The 15,528-nt window shown below is 67.9% G+C and carries 15 protein-coding genes and 1 pseudogene; 7 read left to right on the top strand and 9 right to left on the bottom strand.

Annotated features, from left to right (window positions below; genetic code table 11):
• Window positions 1-27: 27 nt before the first annotated feature.
• Both J3476_RS03415 and J3476_RS03410 read left to right on the top strand, forming a co-directional pair.
• On the top strand, window positions 28-1,098 hold the full coding sequence (locus tag J3476_RS03415) for a ferredoxin--NADP reductase (protein ID WP_207065138.1): 1,071 nt from the start codon (window positions 28-30) through the stop codon (window positions 1,096-1,098).
• 21 nt (window positions 1,099-1,119) lie between these two features.
• On the top strand, window positions 1,120-1,701 hold the full coding sequence (locus J3476_RS03410) for a hypothetical protein (RefSeq protein WP_207065137.1): 582 nt from the start codon (window positions 1,120-1,122) through the stop codon (window positions 1,699-1,701).
• A 66-nt stretch (window positions 1,702-1,767) separates the two neighbouring features.
• On the opposite strand, the gene J3476_RS03405 is transcribed toward J3476_RS03410, so the two are convergent.
• Complete coding sequence (locus J3476_RS03405; RefSeq protein WP_207065136.1) at window positions 1,768-3,933, bottom strand: acyl-CoA dehydrogenase; 2,166 nt, start codon at window positions 3,931-3,933, stop codon at window positions 1,768-1,770.
• Window positions 3,934-4,215: 282 nt separating this feature from the next.
• Between J3476_RS03405 and kstR the strand changes: the two genes are divergently transcribed.
• The 3 genes from kstR to J3476_RS03390 are packed head-to-tail and all read left to right on the top strand — an operon-like array spanning window position 4,216 to window position 6,271.
• The gene (kstR, locus tag J3476_RS03400; RefSeq protein WP_173012260.1) at window positions 4,216-4,824 is read left to right on the top strand and encodes a cholesterol catabolism transcriptional regulator KstR; all 609 of its coding nucleotides are present in this window, start codon (window positions 4,216-4,218) and stop codon (window positions 4,822-4,824) included.
• Window positions 4,825-4,828: 4 nt separating this feature from the next.
• Window positions 4,829-5,590 (top strand): trehalose-phosphatase, encoded by a 762-nt coding sequence (gene otsB, locus J3476_RS03395; protein ID WP_207065135.1) that lies wholly within the window; start codon window positions 4,829-4,831, stop codon window positions 5,588-5,590.
• A 48-nt stretch (window positions 5,591-5,638) separates the two neighbouring features.
• On the top strand, window positions 5,639-6,271 hold the full coding sequence (locus tag J3476_RS03390) for a class I SAM-dependent methyltransferase (RefSeq protein ID WP_207065134.1): 633 nt from the start codon (window positions 5,639-5,641) through the stop codon (window positions 6,269-6,271).
• On the opposite strand, the gene J3476_RS03385 is transcribed toward J3476_RS03390, so the two are convergent.
• From J3476_RS03385 to J3476_RS03370, 4 genes are read right to left on the bottom strand one after another with little or no spacing between them, the layout of a single operon-like run.
• Window positions 6,268-7,368 carry a LacI family DNA-binding transcriptional regulator gene (locus J3476_RS03385; RefSeq protein WP_207065133.1) on the bottom strand — a complete coding sequence of 367 codons (1,101 nt, stop codon included), beginning with the start codon at window positions 7,366-7,368 and terminating at the stop codon, window positions 6,268-6,270. The two genes, J3476_RS03390 and J3476_RS03385, sit on opposite strands and share 4 nt — an antisense overlap.
• Window positions 7,313-8,257, bottom strand: coding sequence for a metal ABC transporter permease (locus J3476_RS03380; protein WP_207065132.1), 945 nt, complete (start codon window positions 8,255-8,257; stop codon window positions 7,313-7,315). Before J3476_RS03380 ends, J3476_RS03385 begins: the two co-directional genes overlap by 56 nt.
• A 39-nt stretch (window positions 8,258-8,296) precedes the next feature.
• The gene (locus tag J3476_RS03375) at window positions 8,297-9,079 is read right to left on the bottom strand and encodes a metal ABC transporter ATP-binding protein (protein ID WP_207065131.1); all 783 of its coding nucleotides are present in this window, start codon (window positions 9,077-9,079) and stop codon (window positions 8,297-8,299) included.
• Complete coding sequence (locus J3476_RS03370) at window positions 9,066-10,115, bottom strand: metal ABC transporter solute-binding protein, Zn/Mn family (protein WP_207065130.1); 1,050 nt, start codon at window positions 10,113-10,115, stop codon at window positions 9,066-9,068. The genes J3476_RS03375 and J3476_RS03370 overlap by 14 nt, the downstream gene beginning before the upstream one ends.
• A 108-nt stretch (window positions 10,116-10,223) precedes the next feature.
• Here J3476_RS03370 and J3476_RS03365 point away from each other — a divergent pair.
• Window positions 10,224-11,373 (top strand): annotated as a pseudogene (locus tag J3476_RS03365) (GTP-binding protein).
• Here J3476_RS03365 and J3476_RS03360 read toward each other — a convergent pair.
• The gene (locus J3476_RS03360; RefSeq protein WP_207065129.1) at window positions 11,365-11,871 is read right to left on the bottom strand and encodes a DUF421 domain-containing protein; all 507 of its coding nucleotides are present in this window, start codon (window positions 11,869-11,871) and stop codon (window positions 11,365-11,367) included. The pseudogene J3476_RS03365 and the gene J3476_RS03360 sit on opposite strands and share 9 nt — an antisense overlap.
• A gap of 49 nt (window positions 11,872-11,920) precedes the next feature.
• Window positions 11,921-12,778, bottom strand: a complete 858-nt coding sequence (locus J3476_RS03355; protein ID WP_207065233.1) for a mycofactocin-coupled SDR family oxidoreductase — start codon at window positions 12,776-12,778, stop codon at window positions 11,921-11,923.
• A 168-nt stretch (window positions 12,779-12,946) separates the two neighbouring features.
• Here J3476_RS03355 and J3476_RS03350 point away from each other — a divergent pair, with 168 nt between their 5' ends.
• Window positions 12,947-13,312: a hypothetical protein gene (locus tag J3476_RS03350; RefSeq protein ID WP_207065128.1), complete on the top strand. Its 366-nt coding sequence runs from the start codon at window positions 12,947-12,949 to the stop codon at window positions 13,310-13,312.
• Between the two features lie 111 nt (window positions 13,313-13,423).
• Here the strand turns inward: J3476_RS03350 and J3476_RS03345 are convergent, their stop codons facing one another.
• On the bottom strand, window positions 13,424-14,263 hold the full coding sequence (locus J3476_RS03345; protein WP_207065127.1) for a sulfurtransferase: 840 nt from the start codon (window positions 14,261-14,263) through the stop codon (window positions 13,424-13,426).
• Between the two features lie 24 nt (window positions 14,264-14,287).
• A complete protein-coding gene (gene aztD / locus J3476_RS03340; protein WP_207065126.1) occupies window positions 14,288-15,496 on the bottom strand; it encodes a zinc metallochaperone AztD in 1,209 nt (402 codons plus the stop codon).
• Window positions 15,497-15,528: the final 32 nt, after the last annotated feature.

Genomic DNA, 15,528 nt, shown 5'->3' with positions numbered 1-15,528 from the left:
GGTGCCCGTCGAAAGGGAGGCGCGCGAGTGACGGACGTCAAAGCCGACGAACCACTGGGCACCCATGTGCTCGAACTGGAGATCGCCGAGGTCATCGACGAGACGGCCGACGCCCGATCCCTGGTGTTCACCTCTCCTGCCGACGCCCCCGTCGCACCGGAGAAACTGCGCTACCAACCCGGCCAGTTCCTGACCCTGCGGGTGCCCAGCGATCTGACCGGTTCGGTCGCGCGGTGCTACTCGCTGTGCAGCTCGCCGTTCACCGGCGACCCGATGACCGTCACCGTCAAGCGCACCGCCGACGGCTACGCGTCGAACTGGCTGTGCGACCACGCTCAGGCCGGCATGAAGGTGCATGTGCTGGCGCCCTCGGGCACCTTCGTGCCGAAGTCGCTGGACACCGACTTCGTGCTGCTCGCCGCCGGCAGCGGTATCACGCCGATGATGGCGATCCTGAAGTCGGCGCTGGCGGAAGGCAGCGGCAAGGTCACGCTGATCTACGCCAACCGGGACGAGAATTCGGTCATCTTCGCCGCCGCGCTACGCGAGCTCGCGGCCCAATATCCCGACCGGCTCACCGTCATCCACTGGCTGGAGTCGGTGCAGGGCCTGCCGGCAGTGGCCGGACTGGCCGAGCTGGTCGCCCCGTTCGGCGCCCGTGAAGCCTTCATCTGCGGCCCGGGACCGTTCATGAAAGCCGCCGAGGAGGCATTGACCAGCTCCGGGATGTCCCCCGACCGCATCCACATCGAGGTGTTCAAGTCACTCGACTCCGACCCGTTCGCTGCCGTGGTACTGGAGGAGGACGACAGCGACGAGGGACCGGCCTCCGCGGTGGTCACCCTCGACGGTCAGACGCACGAGGTGTCCTGGCCGCGGCGCGCGAAACTGCTCGACGTGCTGCTGGACAAAGGGCTCGACGCGCCGTTCTCGTGCCGGGAAGGGCATTGCGGCGCGTGCGCGGTGGTGAAGAAATCCGGCGACACCGAGATGGAGGTCAACGATGTCCTCGAGGACTCCGATCTGGAGGAGGGGTTGATCCTGGCCTGCCAGGCCCATCCCCTGTCGGATTCGGTCGAAGTCACCTACGACGAGTAGCTAGGGATTACCTTCGTGACGATGAACCGGCTCGCAGCAGCATGCACCGCCGTCCTGTTGGCAGCGGCGGGGCTCGCGCAGCCTGCCACGGCCGCCGGCGCATCCAACTCCGGCACGTCGTCGATCCCGGTCGACGGCGCCACCCAGATCCAGATGAACGTCACCGCCGACTGTGTGGCGGCGCAGAACCGGTGCTTCTTCAACACCACGGCGAACCTGATGACGCCGACCGGCCCCACCGGCTTCCCGGGTGACACCTGGGCCCGTCAGACCATCACCATCCGCAGTTCGGATCGCGACGTGTGGCAGGAGGCGTGGTACAGCGCCCCGTCCGGGACACCCCGGGAACTCAAGGGCGCCAACCACAACAACGTGTTGTCGAAGATGTACAAGGCGATCAACGACGTGCAGATCTCCATCACCTACTTCGGCGGCGGCCCCATCGAACGGTTCAAGTCCGACGGTGACACCGCGCCCACCCAGTGGAGCACCGGACTGCCCGCGACGGGGTCGGACTTCATCGCCTGTTCGCAGATCCAGGTCGTCTACAGCGGTGTCAACCTCACCACTCCGACCGCCTGCGCACAGACCACATTTGGTTAGTGCGCCCGCGCACGCCTTCGGATGGTGCGCCCGCGCACGCCTTCAGATGGCGCGCCCGCGCACGCCTCAGCGCGGCAGGCCCAGCAACCGCTCGCCGGCCATGGTCAGCAGGATCTGCTCGGTGCCGCCGGCGATGGTCAGGCAGCGGGTGTTGAGGAAGTCGTGCACCTGCGTGCTGTCCACGATGCCCGCGCCCTCGGCCAGATCCATCCGGAACTCGGCGAGCCCCTGGCGGTAACGCACACCGATGAGCTTGCGGGCGCTGGCCTGCGGACCGGGGTCCTCGCCGACCACGGCCAACTGGGCGATGCGCTGGTCGAGCAACGATCCGACCTGGGCGGTCACGATCAGCTCGCCGAGCCGATCCTGTTGCGCAGCATCGAGTTCGGCCACCGAGCGCAGCAGCTCCTCCATCGGGTTGCCCAGTGCGGTGCCTTGAGCCATGGCGACCCGCTCGTTGGCCAGCGTGGTACGCGCCAGCCGCCACCCGTCGTTGACCTGCCCGACGACCATCTCGTCGGGGACGAACACGTCGTCCAGGAAGACCTCGTTGAACAGTTCGTCGCCGGTGATCTCCCGTAGCGGTCGCACGACGATCCCCGGTGACGTCATGTCGATCAGGAAGTAGGTGATGCCCTTGTGCTTCGGTGCATCCGGGTCGGTTCGGGCCAGGCACACCCCCCAGTGCGCCTGCTGCGCCGACGACGTCCACACCTTCTGCCCGGTCAGCTTCCAGCCGGACCCCGTTGCACCGCCCGCGGACCCGCCGTCCGCGCGCACGGCCTTGGTGCGCAGCGCGGCCAGGTCCGAGCCCGCCCCGGGCTCGCTGAACAGCTGGCACCAGCGCAGGTCACCGCGCAACGTCGCCGGGACGAACTTCTCGATCTGCTCCTGGCTGCCATGCTCGAGAATCGTCGGGACCGCCCACCACCCGATCACCAGGTCCGGACGCACCACTTCAGCCGCCGCCAGCTCCTGGTCGATCAGCAACTGCTCGGCGGGCCCGGCGGCCCGACCGTAGGGCCGGGGCCAGTGCGGTGCGAGCAAGCCGGCCTCGGCCAGCGCCACCTGACGCTGCTCGGCGGGCTTCGCTGCGACGTCGGCGACCGCGGCGGAGATCTCGGGCCGCAGATCGGCCACCGAGTCGAGATCGATGTGCAGGTCGCGACGAACACCCTGCTGGGTCAGCGCAACGACCCGCCGCAGCCAGCGCGACCGCCCGCCGAGGAACTGCGCGATGGCGTAGGCGCGCCGCAGGTACAGATGCGCGTCGTGCTCCCAGGTGATGCCGATACCACCCAGAACCTGGATGCAGTCCTTGGCGTTGGCTTTCGCGGCCTCGATACCTACCGACGCTGCCAGTGCGGCGGCCAGCGACAACTGCGCATCCTCGGACTGCCCCGCCGATTCCGACGCGGCCCGGGCCGCGTCCGCGGCGGCGACCGAGGCCTGCTCGGAGCGCAGGAGCATCTCGGCGCACATGTGCTTGATGGCCTGGAAGCTGCCGATCGGCTTGCCGAACTGCTCACGGACCTTGGCGTACTCGGTGGCGGTCTGCAGGCACCACCGGGCCAGACCGGCGGCCTCGGCGGAGAGCACCGTGACGATCAGGTCGACGATCCGCTGCGCGGGCACAGCGAGCTCCTCAGCGGCGGCGCCGTCGGTCACCACCCGCGCCAGCGGCCGGGAGAAGTCGGTGGCGGCCAGCGGTTCCACGGTGACGCCGTCGGCGGCGGCGTCGACCAGCACCCAGGTGTCCCCGGCCGCCAGCAGCAGCACACCACCGGCAGACCCGCCCAGGACGTACTCGGCCGTACCCGACACTCGTCCGTCGGAGTAGGTGAGGTCGGAGGCCAGGGCCACACCCGCGGTGCGCTCCCCGGAGGCCAACGATTCCAGCAGTTCGGCGTGTGAATCCGACAACACCAGGGTGGCCACTGCGGTGGAGGCCACCGGGCCGGGGACCATCGCGGCAGCCGCCTCGTCGAGCATTGCGCAGAGGTCGCCCACGGTTCCGTCGGCCCCGCCGTGCTCCTCGGGCAGTGCCACACCGAATGTGCCTAGTTGAGCCAGACCGTCGTAAGCCGAGCGCCACGCCTCGGGATCACCCTGCTCGACGTCGCGCGCGGCCTCGACCGCGCGGGATCCGGCCGCCCAGCTCCGAACCAGTTCACGCGCGGCGGACTGCTCGTCGGTGAGGGTGGCAGACGAGTTCGTGGACCTAGCCGACACCGTGACTCCTAGCGTTTGGGCGAGAAGACCGTGCTTCCCACTAGAACGTGTTCTAATATTGCCAGCGTTGGACCGTCAAGTCGACCGCCATCACAGCAGGGCACGTCGGTGTCGTCACGGCACGGAGGTGAGCAATCGGGGATCGGCATGCGTATCGTTTCCAGCGGTACGCATCACGAAGGAGCCGCACGTCGCATGTCAGGGACGTCAGAATTGTCGGGCACGCCGGCCCGCGCCGCATCGGGCGCTGGTGCTGACACCCGCCCCCGCCAGGTGATGAACGTGGCGGTTCTGGCTGAATCCGAACTCGGCTCCGAGGCCCAGCGCGAGCGACGCAAGCGCATCCTGGACGCCACGCTGGCGATCGCCTCGAAGGGCGGTTACGAGGCCGTTCAGATGCGGGCGGTGGCCGAACGCGCCGATGTCGCGGTCGGCACCCTGTACCGGTACTTCCCGTCCAAGGTGCATCTGCTGGTCTCGGCGCTCGGGCGGGAGTTCGAGCGCATCGACGCCAAGACCGACCGGGCGGTGCTCGCCGCCGGCGCCACCCCGTACCAGCGCCTCAACATCATGGTCGGCAAGCTCAACCGCGCAATGCAGCGCAACCCGCTGCTCACCGAGGCGATGACTCGGGCCTTCGTGTTCGCCGACGCCTCGGCAGCCGGTGAGGTCGACCACGTCGGCAAGCTGATGGACTCGATGTTCGCGCGCGCGATGAGCGAGGGCGAACCGACCGAGGACCAGTACCACATCGCACGGGTGATCTCCGATGTGTGGCTGTCCAATCTGCTGGCCTGGCTGACCCGACGGGCATCGGCCACCGACGTCGCCAAACGCCTGGATCTGGCCGTGCGACTGCTCATCGGGGACGGCGACCAGCCTAAGATCTGAAGGCGTGAGCGACCTGCCTGCCGATCTGTCCAGCGCGCTCGACGCCGCCGCGAAACTGCCCCGGCTTCTGGTCACCTCCGACTTCGACGGCACCCTGTCGCCGATCGTCAGCAACCCGTCCGATGCCCGCCCGCTGCCCGAGGCCGGACGCGCCCTTGTCGGCCTTGCGGAGCTGCCGTCCACCGCCGTCGCGCTGATCTCCGGTCGCGCGTTGCGTGACCTGCGGGCGTTGTCGTCGATGCCGGACGCGGTGCATCTGGTGGGATCCCACGGCGCGGAGTTCGACCACGGGTTCTCGCACGACATCGATCGGGAGCTGTTGCGCAACATCACCGAGACGCTGGAGGAGATCGCGTCCGGCCGGGCCGGGGTCACCGTGGAGACGAAGCCCGCCAGTGTGGCGTTGCACGTGCGCAACGCTTCGCCGAGCGACGGGGAGGCCGCGCTGGCCGCGGCCTGGGAGGCCGCCGCCGAGTGGGACGCCCATGCCACCACCGGCAAGGCCGTCCTCGAGTTCGCCGTGATCTCCACCGACAAGGGCGAGGCGATCGACATCCTGCGGGACCAGCACGCCGCGTCGACCGTGGTGTTCTTCGGCGACGACGTCACCGACGAGAAGGCGTTCCGGCGGCTCACCGACGGCGACATCGGCGTCAAGGTCGGGCCCGGGGACACCGGGGCGGGCTACCGGGTCGACTCGCCGGACGACGTCGCGGTGGCACTGCAGTATCTGCTGGACGCGCGTAGCGGTATGCGCTTTGCCTGATCGGCAATAACCTTTGCCGGCAGCGTTCACCTGACGCACAGTGGTGACATGCCTGAATCCCCCTCCCCCACAGCGACCGCCGAGGAATGGGACGAGCGCTACAGCTCGCTCGCCGACCAACTCCCCGACATGGCGCCGAGCGCGGCGTTGATCCGCGAGATCGGCGAACTCGCCCCGGGCACCGCACTCGAGATCGGTTGCGGTCTGGGCGCCGATGCCGTCTGGCTGGCGACCCGCGGATGGCGGGTGACCGCGCTCGACGTCTCCCAGGTCGCCCTGGACCGCGCCACCCAGCGAAGCCGTGAGGCCGGCGTCCAGATCACGTGGCGCTGCGGCCGCCTCGAGGACATGCCGTTGCCGTCCAACGGTTTCGACCTCGTCACCGCCCACTATCCGGCGCTGCGTCATTCGCCGCGACACGACGCCGAACGCGCACTGCTGGCGGCGGTGGCACCGGGTGGCACACTGCTCGTGGTGCACCACGCCGACGTCGACGTCGAGAAAGCCAAGTCCAACGGCTTCGACCCCGCGGATTACCTCGGGCACGACGACATCGTCGAATTGCTCTCAGACGGCTGGGAAGTCAGCGTCGACCGCCGGCACCCACGGGACGTACCCGCCGGACTCGAGGGACAGCACACCCACGACGACATCATCAGGGCGCGCCGACTGACCGGCTAGGCCGGCGGACCGGAGGTCCGTCCCCGCATCACCTCGGTGTCGAGGACCTCGATCACCGGCAGTCCCGACCGGGGCGGGTCGTGCAGCAGTTCCCCTGCCCGGCGGCCCTTTTCGACACTGGGTTGCACGACCGTCGTCAGGCCTCGCTGCAGCGCCTCCGGCACACCGTCGAAACCCGTCACCGTCATCGAGCCCGGCACGTAGACCCCGCGGGCCCGCAGGTGATCCATCGCCGACAGCGCCAGCACGTCGGCGGTACACATCAGCGCGGTGATGCGCGGATTGGCCGCCAGCGCGGCGTCGGCGCCGGCACCTCCGGACGAGGGCAGGTGTTCATAGCTTTCGACGACGGTCAGCGACGCCGGATCCAGCCCCGCCGCAGTCATTGCGTCACGCACGCCCCGGATGCGCTCGCTCTGGACATGGAAGTGCGGGCTACGAACCCGCTGCGGATCAGCGATCGCGGGGGCCGGGCCGGCGTCCGGCCACTCGCGGCCGAGCCGCATCGTCAACAGCCCGATCTCGCGGTGACCGAGCTCGAGCACGTGCTCGGTGAGCCGGCGCATCGCTGCCCGGTCATCGATGCACACCCGCGACACCCCGGGCACGTCGCGGGGCTGGTCGACCACCACCACCGGCAGATGACGCTCCAGGATCGCCGGCAGGTAGGGGTCGTCATCGGAGGCTGAGTAGACGACGAAACCGTCGACACCGGCGGCCAACACCGCGGCCGAGCCGTCGGAGACACTGCGGTCGGGCCCGACCGCCACCAACAGCAGTCCCTGCCCCACCGCTTCGCACGACTCGGCCAACCCGGCGACGAAGTCGAGCGCGGCCGGATCCCGGAACGAATAGTTCAACGGCTCGGTGATGACCAACCCCACCGCGCCGGCCTTGCGGGTACGCAACGAGCGCGCCACCGGGTCCGGACCGGGATAGCCGAGCGCCTTGGCGGTGGACAGCACACGTTCGCGCAGTTCGGCCGACAGTTGGTCGGGCCGGTTGTAGGCGTTGGAGACAGTGGTCCGCGAGACCTTGAGCTCAGCGGCGAGTGAGGCCAGGGTCGCTCGGCGCCTCGGCGCTGGACTCCTGGACATGCTCCCCGAGATTAGTGGACACACCGGGTTGCGCTGCGGAAGTCCGCTTCGGGCGCGGCACGCGAGCGCCCAGCCACACCACCAGCCAGATGCCACAGGCGATGGTGACCACCAGAAAGCTGGGCGGCAGATTGAACATCGCGGACAGCGCGAGACCCGCCCAGACGGAGAACACCCCGATGCCCGCCGATACTGCCATGGCGTACACGGGGCGCGCGGTGAAGATCAGAGCCGTCGCCGCGGGAGTGACGACGAGCGCGAACAGCAGCAGCGTGCCCACCGCCTGCACCGCCATGGTCACCGTGAACGCGAGCAGCACCATGAACACCACCGACAGCCGGCGGACCGGAACCCCCTTGGCCTCGGCCACCTGGCTGTTGACCGAGGTGAACAGCAGCGGCCGGTAGATGAACGCCATGCAGGCCGCCAGCACCAGCAGCAGCGTCAGGAACCCCACCAGCTGCTCGTTGGTGATCGCCAGCAGGTTCCCGAACAGCACGTTGGTCAGGGTGGACGAATTGCGGGTGGCCAGCGAGTTGAAGAACAGACCCAGCCCGGTGGCGAAGGCCAGCACGGTACCGGTCGCGACGTCACGATCGGAGGCGCGTTTGCCAAGCGCCCCGATCGCCAGGGCACCCCCGACGCAGAACACCCCCAACCCGAGCGCCGCCGGCAGCCCGAGCAGCACCGCGCCGGTAGCACCGGGCAGCCCGATGTGGGCCAGCGCGTGCGCGGCGAATGAGGAGTTGCGCACCACGATGAAGTAGCCCATCAGACCCGCGGCGAGCGCGACGATCGTTCCGCCGAGCCAGGCGTTGCGCATGAACGACGAGCCCAGGATCTGCACCCAGTTGTCCTGGTAGCCCATCGCCACGAGGGACTGGGTCATCGGTTGCTCCGCAAAGTCATCGGTTGCTCCGCAAAGTCATCAGTCGCTCCGCATGTAGAGCTGCCCCTGCAGGGTATGCGCAACCTTGATCCGCGTGCCGTACATGTGGGTGAGCAGATCGGAATCCACCACCTGATCGATCGCCGCGTGATGGGCGTGGCCGTCGAGCAGGTAGATCGCACTGTCGAGCACCGCCAGCAGGGGATTGAGATCGTGGGCGACCACCAGAATCGTCACCGCCAGCTCACGCTTGAGCCTGGCGAGCAGCTCGACGATCTCGTGCTGGGTACGAATGTCGAGCGAAGCCAGCGGTTCATCGAGAATGAGCATTCGCGGCTGAGCCACCAGCGCGCTGGCGAGCGCGATGCGTTGACGCTGTCCGCCGGACAACTCCGAAAGCCGCCGGTCGGCGAAGTCGGTGGCCTCGACCCAATTCAGGGCCTCCTCGACGCGACGGCGATCCTCTGCGCGGGGCCGCGCGAAGCCCCACCGCCGTCCCGTGAGCCCCAGCAACACGGCGTCCCTGGCCCGGATCGCCTCGGTCGCGTTGACGTCGTAGTGCTGAGGTACATAGCCGATCTCGTCGTTACGCGCACCCGGACGGGAGCCGTACACCTGCACCGTTCCGTGCGCGACGGGAAGCAACCCGAGGATCACCTTGAGCAGCGTGGTCTTCCCGGAACCATTGGAGCCGATGACGGCGACGAACTGACCGGCCTCGACCCGCAGCGTCGAATCCGACCAGATCGTGCGCCCGCCCCGGACAACGCTGACGTCGTCGAACGCCAGCGCCGGCACGGCTGCCGACTCATGCTCGGACACCGAGGGCCTCGGCCAGTGCGTCGAGCTGTCCCACCTGCCAGGTCTGGAACGACTCGGTGTTCGGCGGCACCGTCTCGGTGACCTCGACCACGGGGACTCCGGCCTGCTCGGCTGCCGCCCGGATCTGCTCGGGCACGGACCCCTCGGTCTGAGTGTTGTAGATCAGCACGTCCACCCCGCGGTCACCGAGCAGACGCAGGAAGGCGTCCAGATCGGCCGGAGACGGCTCGGCCTCGTTCGCCGACGCGGCCTGGTAACCCTCCGGCGTGCGGTTCTGCATCCCCAGCGCCGAAGCCATGTCGTCGAACACGCTCTCGGTGGCGGCGTAGGTCTTGCCCTGGGCGCCGGACCTGATCGTGGCGATGGCGTCGTTGTAGGGCTTCATCACGTTGTTGAACTCGGAGTGCCGCTCATCGAGGTAATCGGCGGCGTCGGGCGCCAGATCCTTGAGCTGGGCGGTCACCGCTTCGGCCACCTCGTTCACGACCGCCGGGTTGTACCAGACATGAGGGTTGCCCTCACCGGCATGGTCGTGGCCGGCCTCCCCCTCGTGACTGTGCCCCTCTTCCCCCTCGTGACTGTGCCCTTCTTCGCCCTCCGGGCTGCGCCCTTCTTCGCCCTCCGGGCTGTGCCCTTCTTCGCCCTCATGTCCACTCAGTTCGACGGCGTTGATCACCGGGGCATCCGGGGCCGACGAGGCCGCCAGCTTCGCCGCCCACTCGTCATAGTGGCCGCCGTTGAGGACGACGAGCCGCGCGCCGTCGAACAACGCGGCGTCGGCGGGGGTGGGCTCGTAGTCGTGTGGGTCCACCGAGGAACTCGCCAGAACCGTGGTGACGTCGGCACAGGCGCCGCCGACCTGGGAAACGATGTCTCCCCATTGATCGACGCTGACGACGACGTCGACCGGTGCCGTCGGGCATCCGCCCTCCGAGGGGGGCGGGGTGCCGGCCGAGCTGCTGGAGTCCTCATCGCTGCCGCAGGACGACAAGGCAAGAGGGAGGGCGAGCGCGAAGGAGGCTGTCAGCACGCGCATTGTCGAGGATCGAACTGCGTTCACCCGGCAACGATAACCGTTGCCAATTGGAAGCGCACACGGCCGGTCAACTGGTGCGCATTAAATGAAAATGATTATCATTAATACATGGCTTCCGACGCGTCCCCGAAACTGCCCGTCACTGTGCTCTCCGGATTCCTGGGCGCCGGTAAGACGACCCTGCTCAACCACATCCTGGCCAACCGCGAAGGCCGCCGGGTGGCCGTCATCGTCAACGACATGAGTGAGGTCAACATCGACGCCGCCCTGGTGGCCGGTCAGGGCCACCTCGACCGCACCGAGGAGAAGCTGGTCGAACTCACCAACGGATGCATCTGCTGCACGCTGCGCGAGGACCTGGTCGAAGCAGTCGGCGCGCTCGCCCGCCAGAATCGATTCGACCAGCTCGTCATCGAGTCGACCGGGATCTCCGAGCCGATGCCGGTGGCCGCCACCTTCAGCTGGGAGTTCGAGGACGGTTTCAGCCTCGGACAGCTGGCCCGGCTCGACACGCTGGTCACCGTCGTCGACGCCTCGACATTTCTGACCGAGCTCGCCCGGGGAGAGGCGCTGGCCGACCGACAGATGAGCGCCGGGGAAGGTGACGCCCGCAGCATCTCAGACCTCCTGGTCGACCAGGTGGAGTTCGCGGACGTGATTCTGCTGAACAAGACCGACCTGGTCACCCCGGCCACGCTGGCCACGGTGGAAACGCTGGTACGACGGCTGAATCCCACCGCGAAACTGATCCACACCGACCACGGCGTCGTCGATCTCTCCAAGGTGCTCGACACCGGTCTGTTCGACCCGATCCTGGCCGCCGAGGCGCCGGGCTGGGACGAGGAGATCGCCGATGGCCACACCCCGGAGACCGAGGAGTACGGCATCAGCTCCATGACCTTCCGGGCGGACCGGCCGTTCCACCCGAACCGCCTGGCCCGAGCGCTGGGCCAGATGACCCGCATCCTGCGCAGCAAGGGGTTCTGCTGGATCGCCAGCAGGCCGGCCATCGCGGCCATCTGGTCACAGGCCGGGCCGAATCTGGTGATCGAACCCGCCCAAGTACTGGTCGAGCACCGATATCGCGCCGGGGCAGGAGATCGTGTTCATCGGGGTCAAGCTGGACCGGGAGCGGGTGCAGGAGTTGCTCTCCGGTGCGCTGCTGACGGACCTGGAGCTGTCAGCGGGTGAAGACGCCTGGCTCAGGTTCGACGATCCGTTGCCTGCTTGGGGTGTGACGCACAGCCACTCACATTGACAGGCCGCCGAGGGCAGAGCCGTCACCGAGGCGGTCGGCGCTGATCACGCTCAGGGTGCCGTCCGTCTCCAGCACCACGGCCGCGATGGCGGCCAAACTGCCGGCGCCGCTGGCCCGCACCACCTGGCGGATCTCGTCGGCGCTGATGCGCTGTTCGAGCAGGGCCTCGTCGAGGACGGCCCCGTCCCGCAGCAGCAGAGTCGGACGTGCGGTGATCACGGCCCTGCCCAAGCGTAGACGCGACGAGATCATCGCCGCGACGAACTGCAGAACCGCCAGCAGAACCAGAGCCGTGACACCTTCGGCGTAGGACACGTCGGAGCTGAGCAGAATGGTGGCCAGCGTCGAACCGAACGCCACGGTGACCACCAGGTCGAAGGCGTTGAGCTTGGCCAGAGTCCGCTTGCCCGAAACCCGCAACACGGCAACCAGTCCGACGTAAGCGGCGGTGCCCACAACGAGCACCCGGACGATGTCGGACCAGTCGTCGAACCACATGGTGCCAGCGGTTACCCAGCGGGCCCGCGGTCAAACGGTTGAAGCCCGGTCAGAGGCCGAGCTTGAGCGAGGCTCCGGCATCGACGAACAACTGCTGGCCGGTCACATACCGGGACTCGTCGGAGGCGAGATAGACCACGGCATGGGAGATGTCCGAGGCTTCGATGTAGGGCACGGGCATGGCCTGCATGAACGGGAACGTGACTTCGGCGTCTTCGCGAGTCGGTTCCGACAGATCCGGACGGAAGGTCTTGTACATCGCCGAGTTGTGCAGCATGTCGGTGTCGACGTTGGTGGGGTGCACCGCATTGATCCGGATCCGTTGCGGCCCCATCGTGAGCGCAAGGGACTTGGTGTAGTCGCGAATCATCTTCTTCGCCAGTCCGTATCCGTCACCGCCGGCTCCCTGCATGCCGCCCTGCCCGTTGATGCCGGTCTGCGGCACCAGTCCCGCCACCGACCCGGTCACGACGATCGCACTGCCCGATTTCAGATGCGGCAGTGCGACGTGAACCGAGTTCACCACGCCGACGAAATCGACATCGAACGCATCGTTGAAGCCTTGGACGGGAATGTCGTTGCCCAGCGGGCAGATACCCGCGTTGGCGACCACCACGTCCAAACCGCCTAGATCGGCGACCGCGTCGTCGAGTACCTTCTTCAGGCCCACCCGGTCCCGGACGTCGACCTGGGCCGTGATCACCCGCCGGCCGGACTTCTCGACGAGTCGGGCGGTTTCCTCGAGATCGGCAGCCGTGGCCAAGGGGTAGGAATTCGTCTCGATGTTCTGTCCGATGTCGACGATGATGAGATCGGCCCCCTCGTCGGCCAAGTGAACAGCATGGCTGCGACCCTGCCCGCGGCCAGCCCCGGTGACGAAAGCGACCTTGCCGGTCATTCGACCCACGGACATCCTCCTAAGTTATTGAAAACAGTTTTCGACAACGACCATGGGGCACTGTAGCGTGAAGCCGGTATTGTTGAAAACCGTTACCAATACGGCCCTGCTGCGCGGAGGCTACCGAGGAGACGAGCGTTGAGCGCGAAGCAACGACACACCGGCAACCCCTTCACCGTGGCCGTCTGCACGGCCTGCGGCACCGACGTCACCGCGATGGTGATGCCGAAGCTGCGACAGGTGGTACGCAACTGCCCGCACGGCGTGCTGGTCGTGACCAATTGCTTGCTGGGCACTTTCGCCTGCGGCGCGAAGACCTCGGCAGAGCCGGGCAATTCGGGGCGGGACGTGATGCTGGTGCTGCAGCCCTGCACGAGGGACCGGACCCCCGTGTCATCCATGCAGTGGATCGGTCCGGTGCGCGACGAGGTCGATGCCGAGGCGGTGTGCAAATGGATAGCCGCCGGCGAGTGGGATCCGGGCGATCTCCCGACGAACCTGCGCGCCGAGCTGAACATGGCCAGACTGAGCCGATCGAACTGAGTGAGCCGACCGAACTGAGTGAGCCGACCGAACTGAGTGAGCCGGCCGAACTGAGTGAGCCGGCCGAACTGAGTGAGCCGGCCGAACGCACGGGCCGACTGAACAGACGGTCTAGTCTCCCGTGGCCACCGGCCGGTCCGGTTCGGCACACCACTGCGACCACGACCCCGGAAACAGCCGGGCCTCGGTGCCCACCATCTGCAGGGCCGCGATCAACACCGCGGCGGTGACACCTGAACCGCAGTACGCGCCTACGCCGTCGACGCCACGCTCGGCGAAGAACTGACGCAACTCATCGTCGGAGCGGACTGTTCCGTCGACCGACAGCACCGACGTGCTCGGGGCATTGCGAGCGCCGGGAATGTGGCCGGCGACGGGATCGACCGGCTCGCGCTCGCCGCGAAACCGCTCGGGAGCGCGCGCGTCAAGCACTAGGCCGCCGAACTCCGCTGTCTGGTCGGCGGTCAACGTCGGCAGCGCACCTTGGTACAGGTCGCGATGCGCGACCGTCACGTCACCGGGACTGACGGTGGCCACGCCCGTTTCGAGATCACCGCCGAACTCCACCCAGGCGGAGAGCCCGCCATCGAGGATGCGGACATCCTGGACACCCGCCGCGGTCAGCACCCACCACGCCCGGGCAGAACCGGCGCGATTCCAATCGTCGTAGACCACGGTGGGTATGCCGGCGCGCATCCCCCAGCGGCGAGCGGACTGCTCGAGGGCCTGCCCGGACGGCAACGGATGGCGCCCGCGACCCGTCACAGCGTGATCGGTCAACTCATCCTCGAGCGAGACGTACACGGCACCGGGGACGTGACCGGCGGAGAACGCCTCGCGCCCATCGGGGTGTGTCAGTTCCCAACGGACGTCGAGGACGTTCACCGGTCGGCCGACGGCGAGGTGGCGCGCCAGCTCTGACGCCGTGATGAGGATGTCAGCTCGGGTCACGCCACCATCGTCGCACCGACTCGCCTAATGGTGGTGATGTCCGACGGCCCCACTGAGCTCGTTGGGGGCCTGCTCCAACGTCGTCGATGCCGTGACAGCGCCCGATTGCAGGTCGACGAGATGGATCTGCCGAGTCGCCGGGTCGGACACGTAGACCGCATCCTCGCGGGTGAACACCGCCGGCCCACCGGCCTGCCAGTCGTCGGGTTCGGACCACGCCTGCATGATGTCGATCGCTTGGATCTGATCACCGGTCACCTGATCGAAGACGTACAGTTTTCCGTCGGTGCCCAAGATCAGTGCTTCGCCTCGGGGCCCCCGGCCCAGCGAACGGAACCAGTAGCTGACCGACTCGGGGAGCTGGACCACCTGCATTTGGTCTGTGGTGGTGTCGATCAGAGCGAACTGGTTCGGCCGCTCCATCTCGGCGTCCGGGTCGACCTTCATGTCGGCCAGCACGACCGGCGAATCATCATGTCCGCGAACGTTTCCCGACCTACCGTACGGGGTCGGGCTGGGAATCTTGGTGAACGACCCGTCGGCGTAGGTCAGCACACCGTTCTCGCAACCGAGCACGACGACCTCGTCGGCGGCTACCGCCTCCCCGTGGATACCGGGGCATTCTTCGCTGCGGGCGATCTCGCGGTCGCCCTGCATCGCCACCGCGCCGATGCGGTTGTCCAAATCGCCCAGCGAATGCACCAACGTGCCGTCGGAGAGAATGACTGCGACCCCGTGATGAGGCTCCGGCGTGGTGAAGGTGCTGGTCTCGGGTAAGCCCCCCTCTTCGAGCGCGTGCGGATCGAATGCGGTGATCTCGCCCGAGCCGTCGGCGAACAGGACGGTGTTCTCCCCGTGCACGACCACGTGTCCCGGATCCGACGCGGCGAAGGTGTCGTCGGTCAGTTGGCCTCCCGCCGCATCGAGAATCCGGAATCCCTCGTCGGTGGTCACGAGCACGTGCGCCTCGTCGCCGGCGGGGTTGACCCGCAGGAAGCCGTCGAGCGGGATGTCCTGGGCGAACTCGAGGGTCTCGCCGTCGAGGACATAGAGACCGCCATCGTAAGTGGCGACGACGGGCTCGGCGATCGGTTCGGCAGGCGCCTCCGAGGCGGGCGCCGACTCCGGACTCTGGGTGCTCTCGGCACTGTCGGTTCCGGACGAGCACGCCACCAGGGTCGCTGCCGCACACGAGGCGGCGCCGGCGCGGTAGAGCCACCGCATGTCGCACATATCTGCTCCCTTCTGAGCTGATCGGGCTGCGG

The organism is Mycobacterium sp. PO1 (genome assembly GCF_017312405.1).
In the GTDB taxonomy this organism is placed as follows: domain Bacteria; phylum Actinomycetota; class Actinomycetes; order Mycobacteriales; family Mycobacteriaceae; genus Mycobacterium.
The sequence above is the reverse complement of the archived record's forward strand: the minus strand, read 5'-3'. Positions and strand labels throughout refer to the sequence as shown.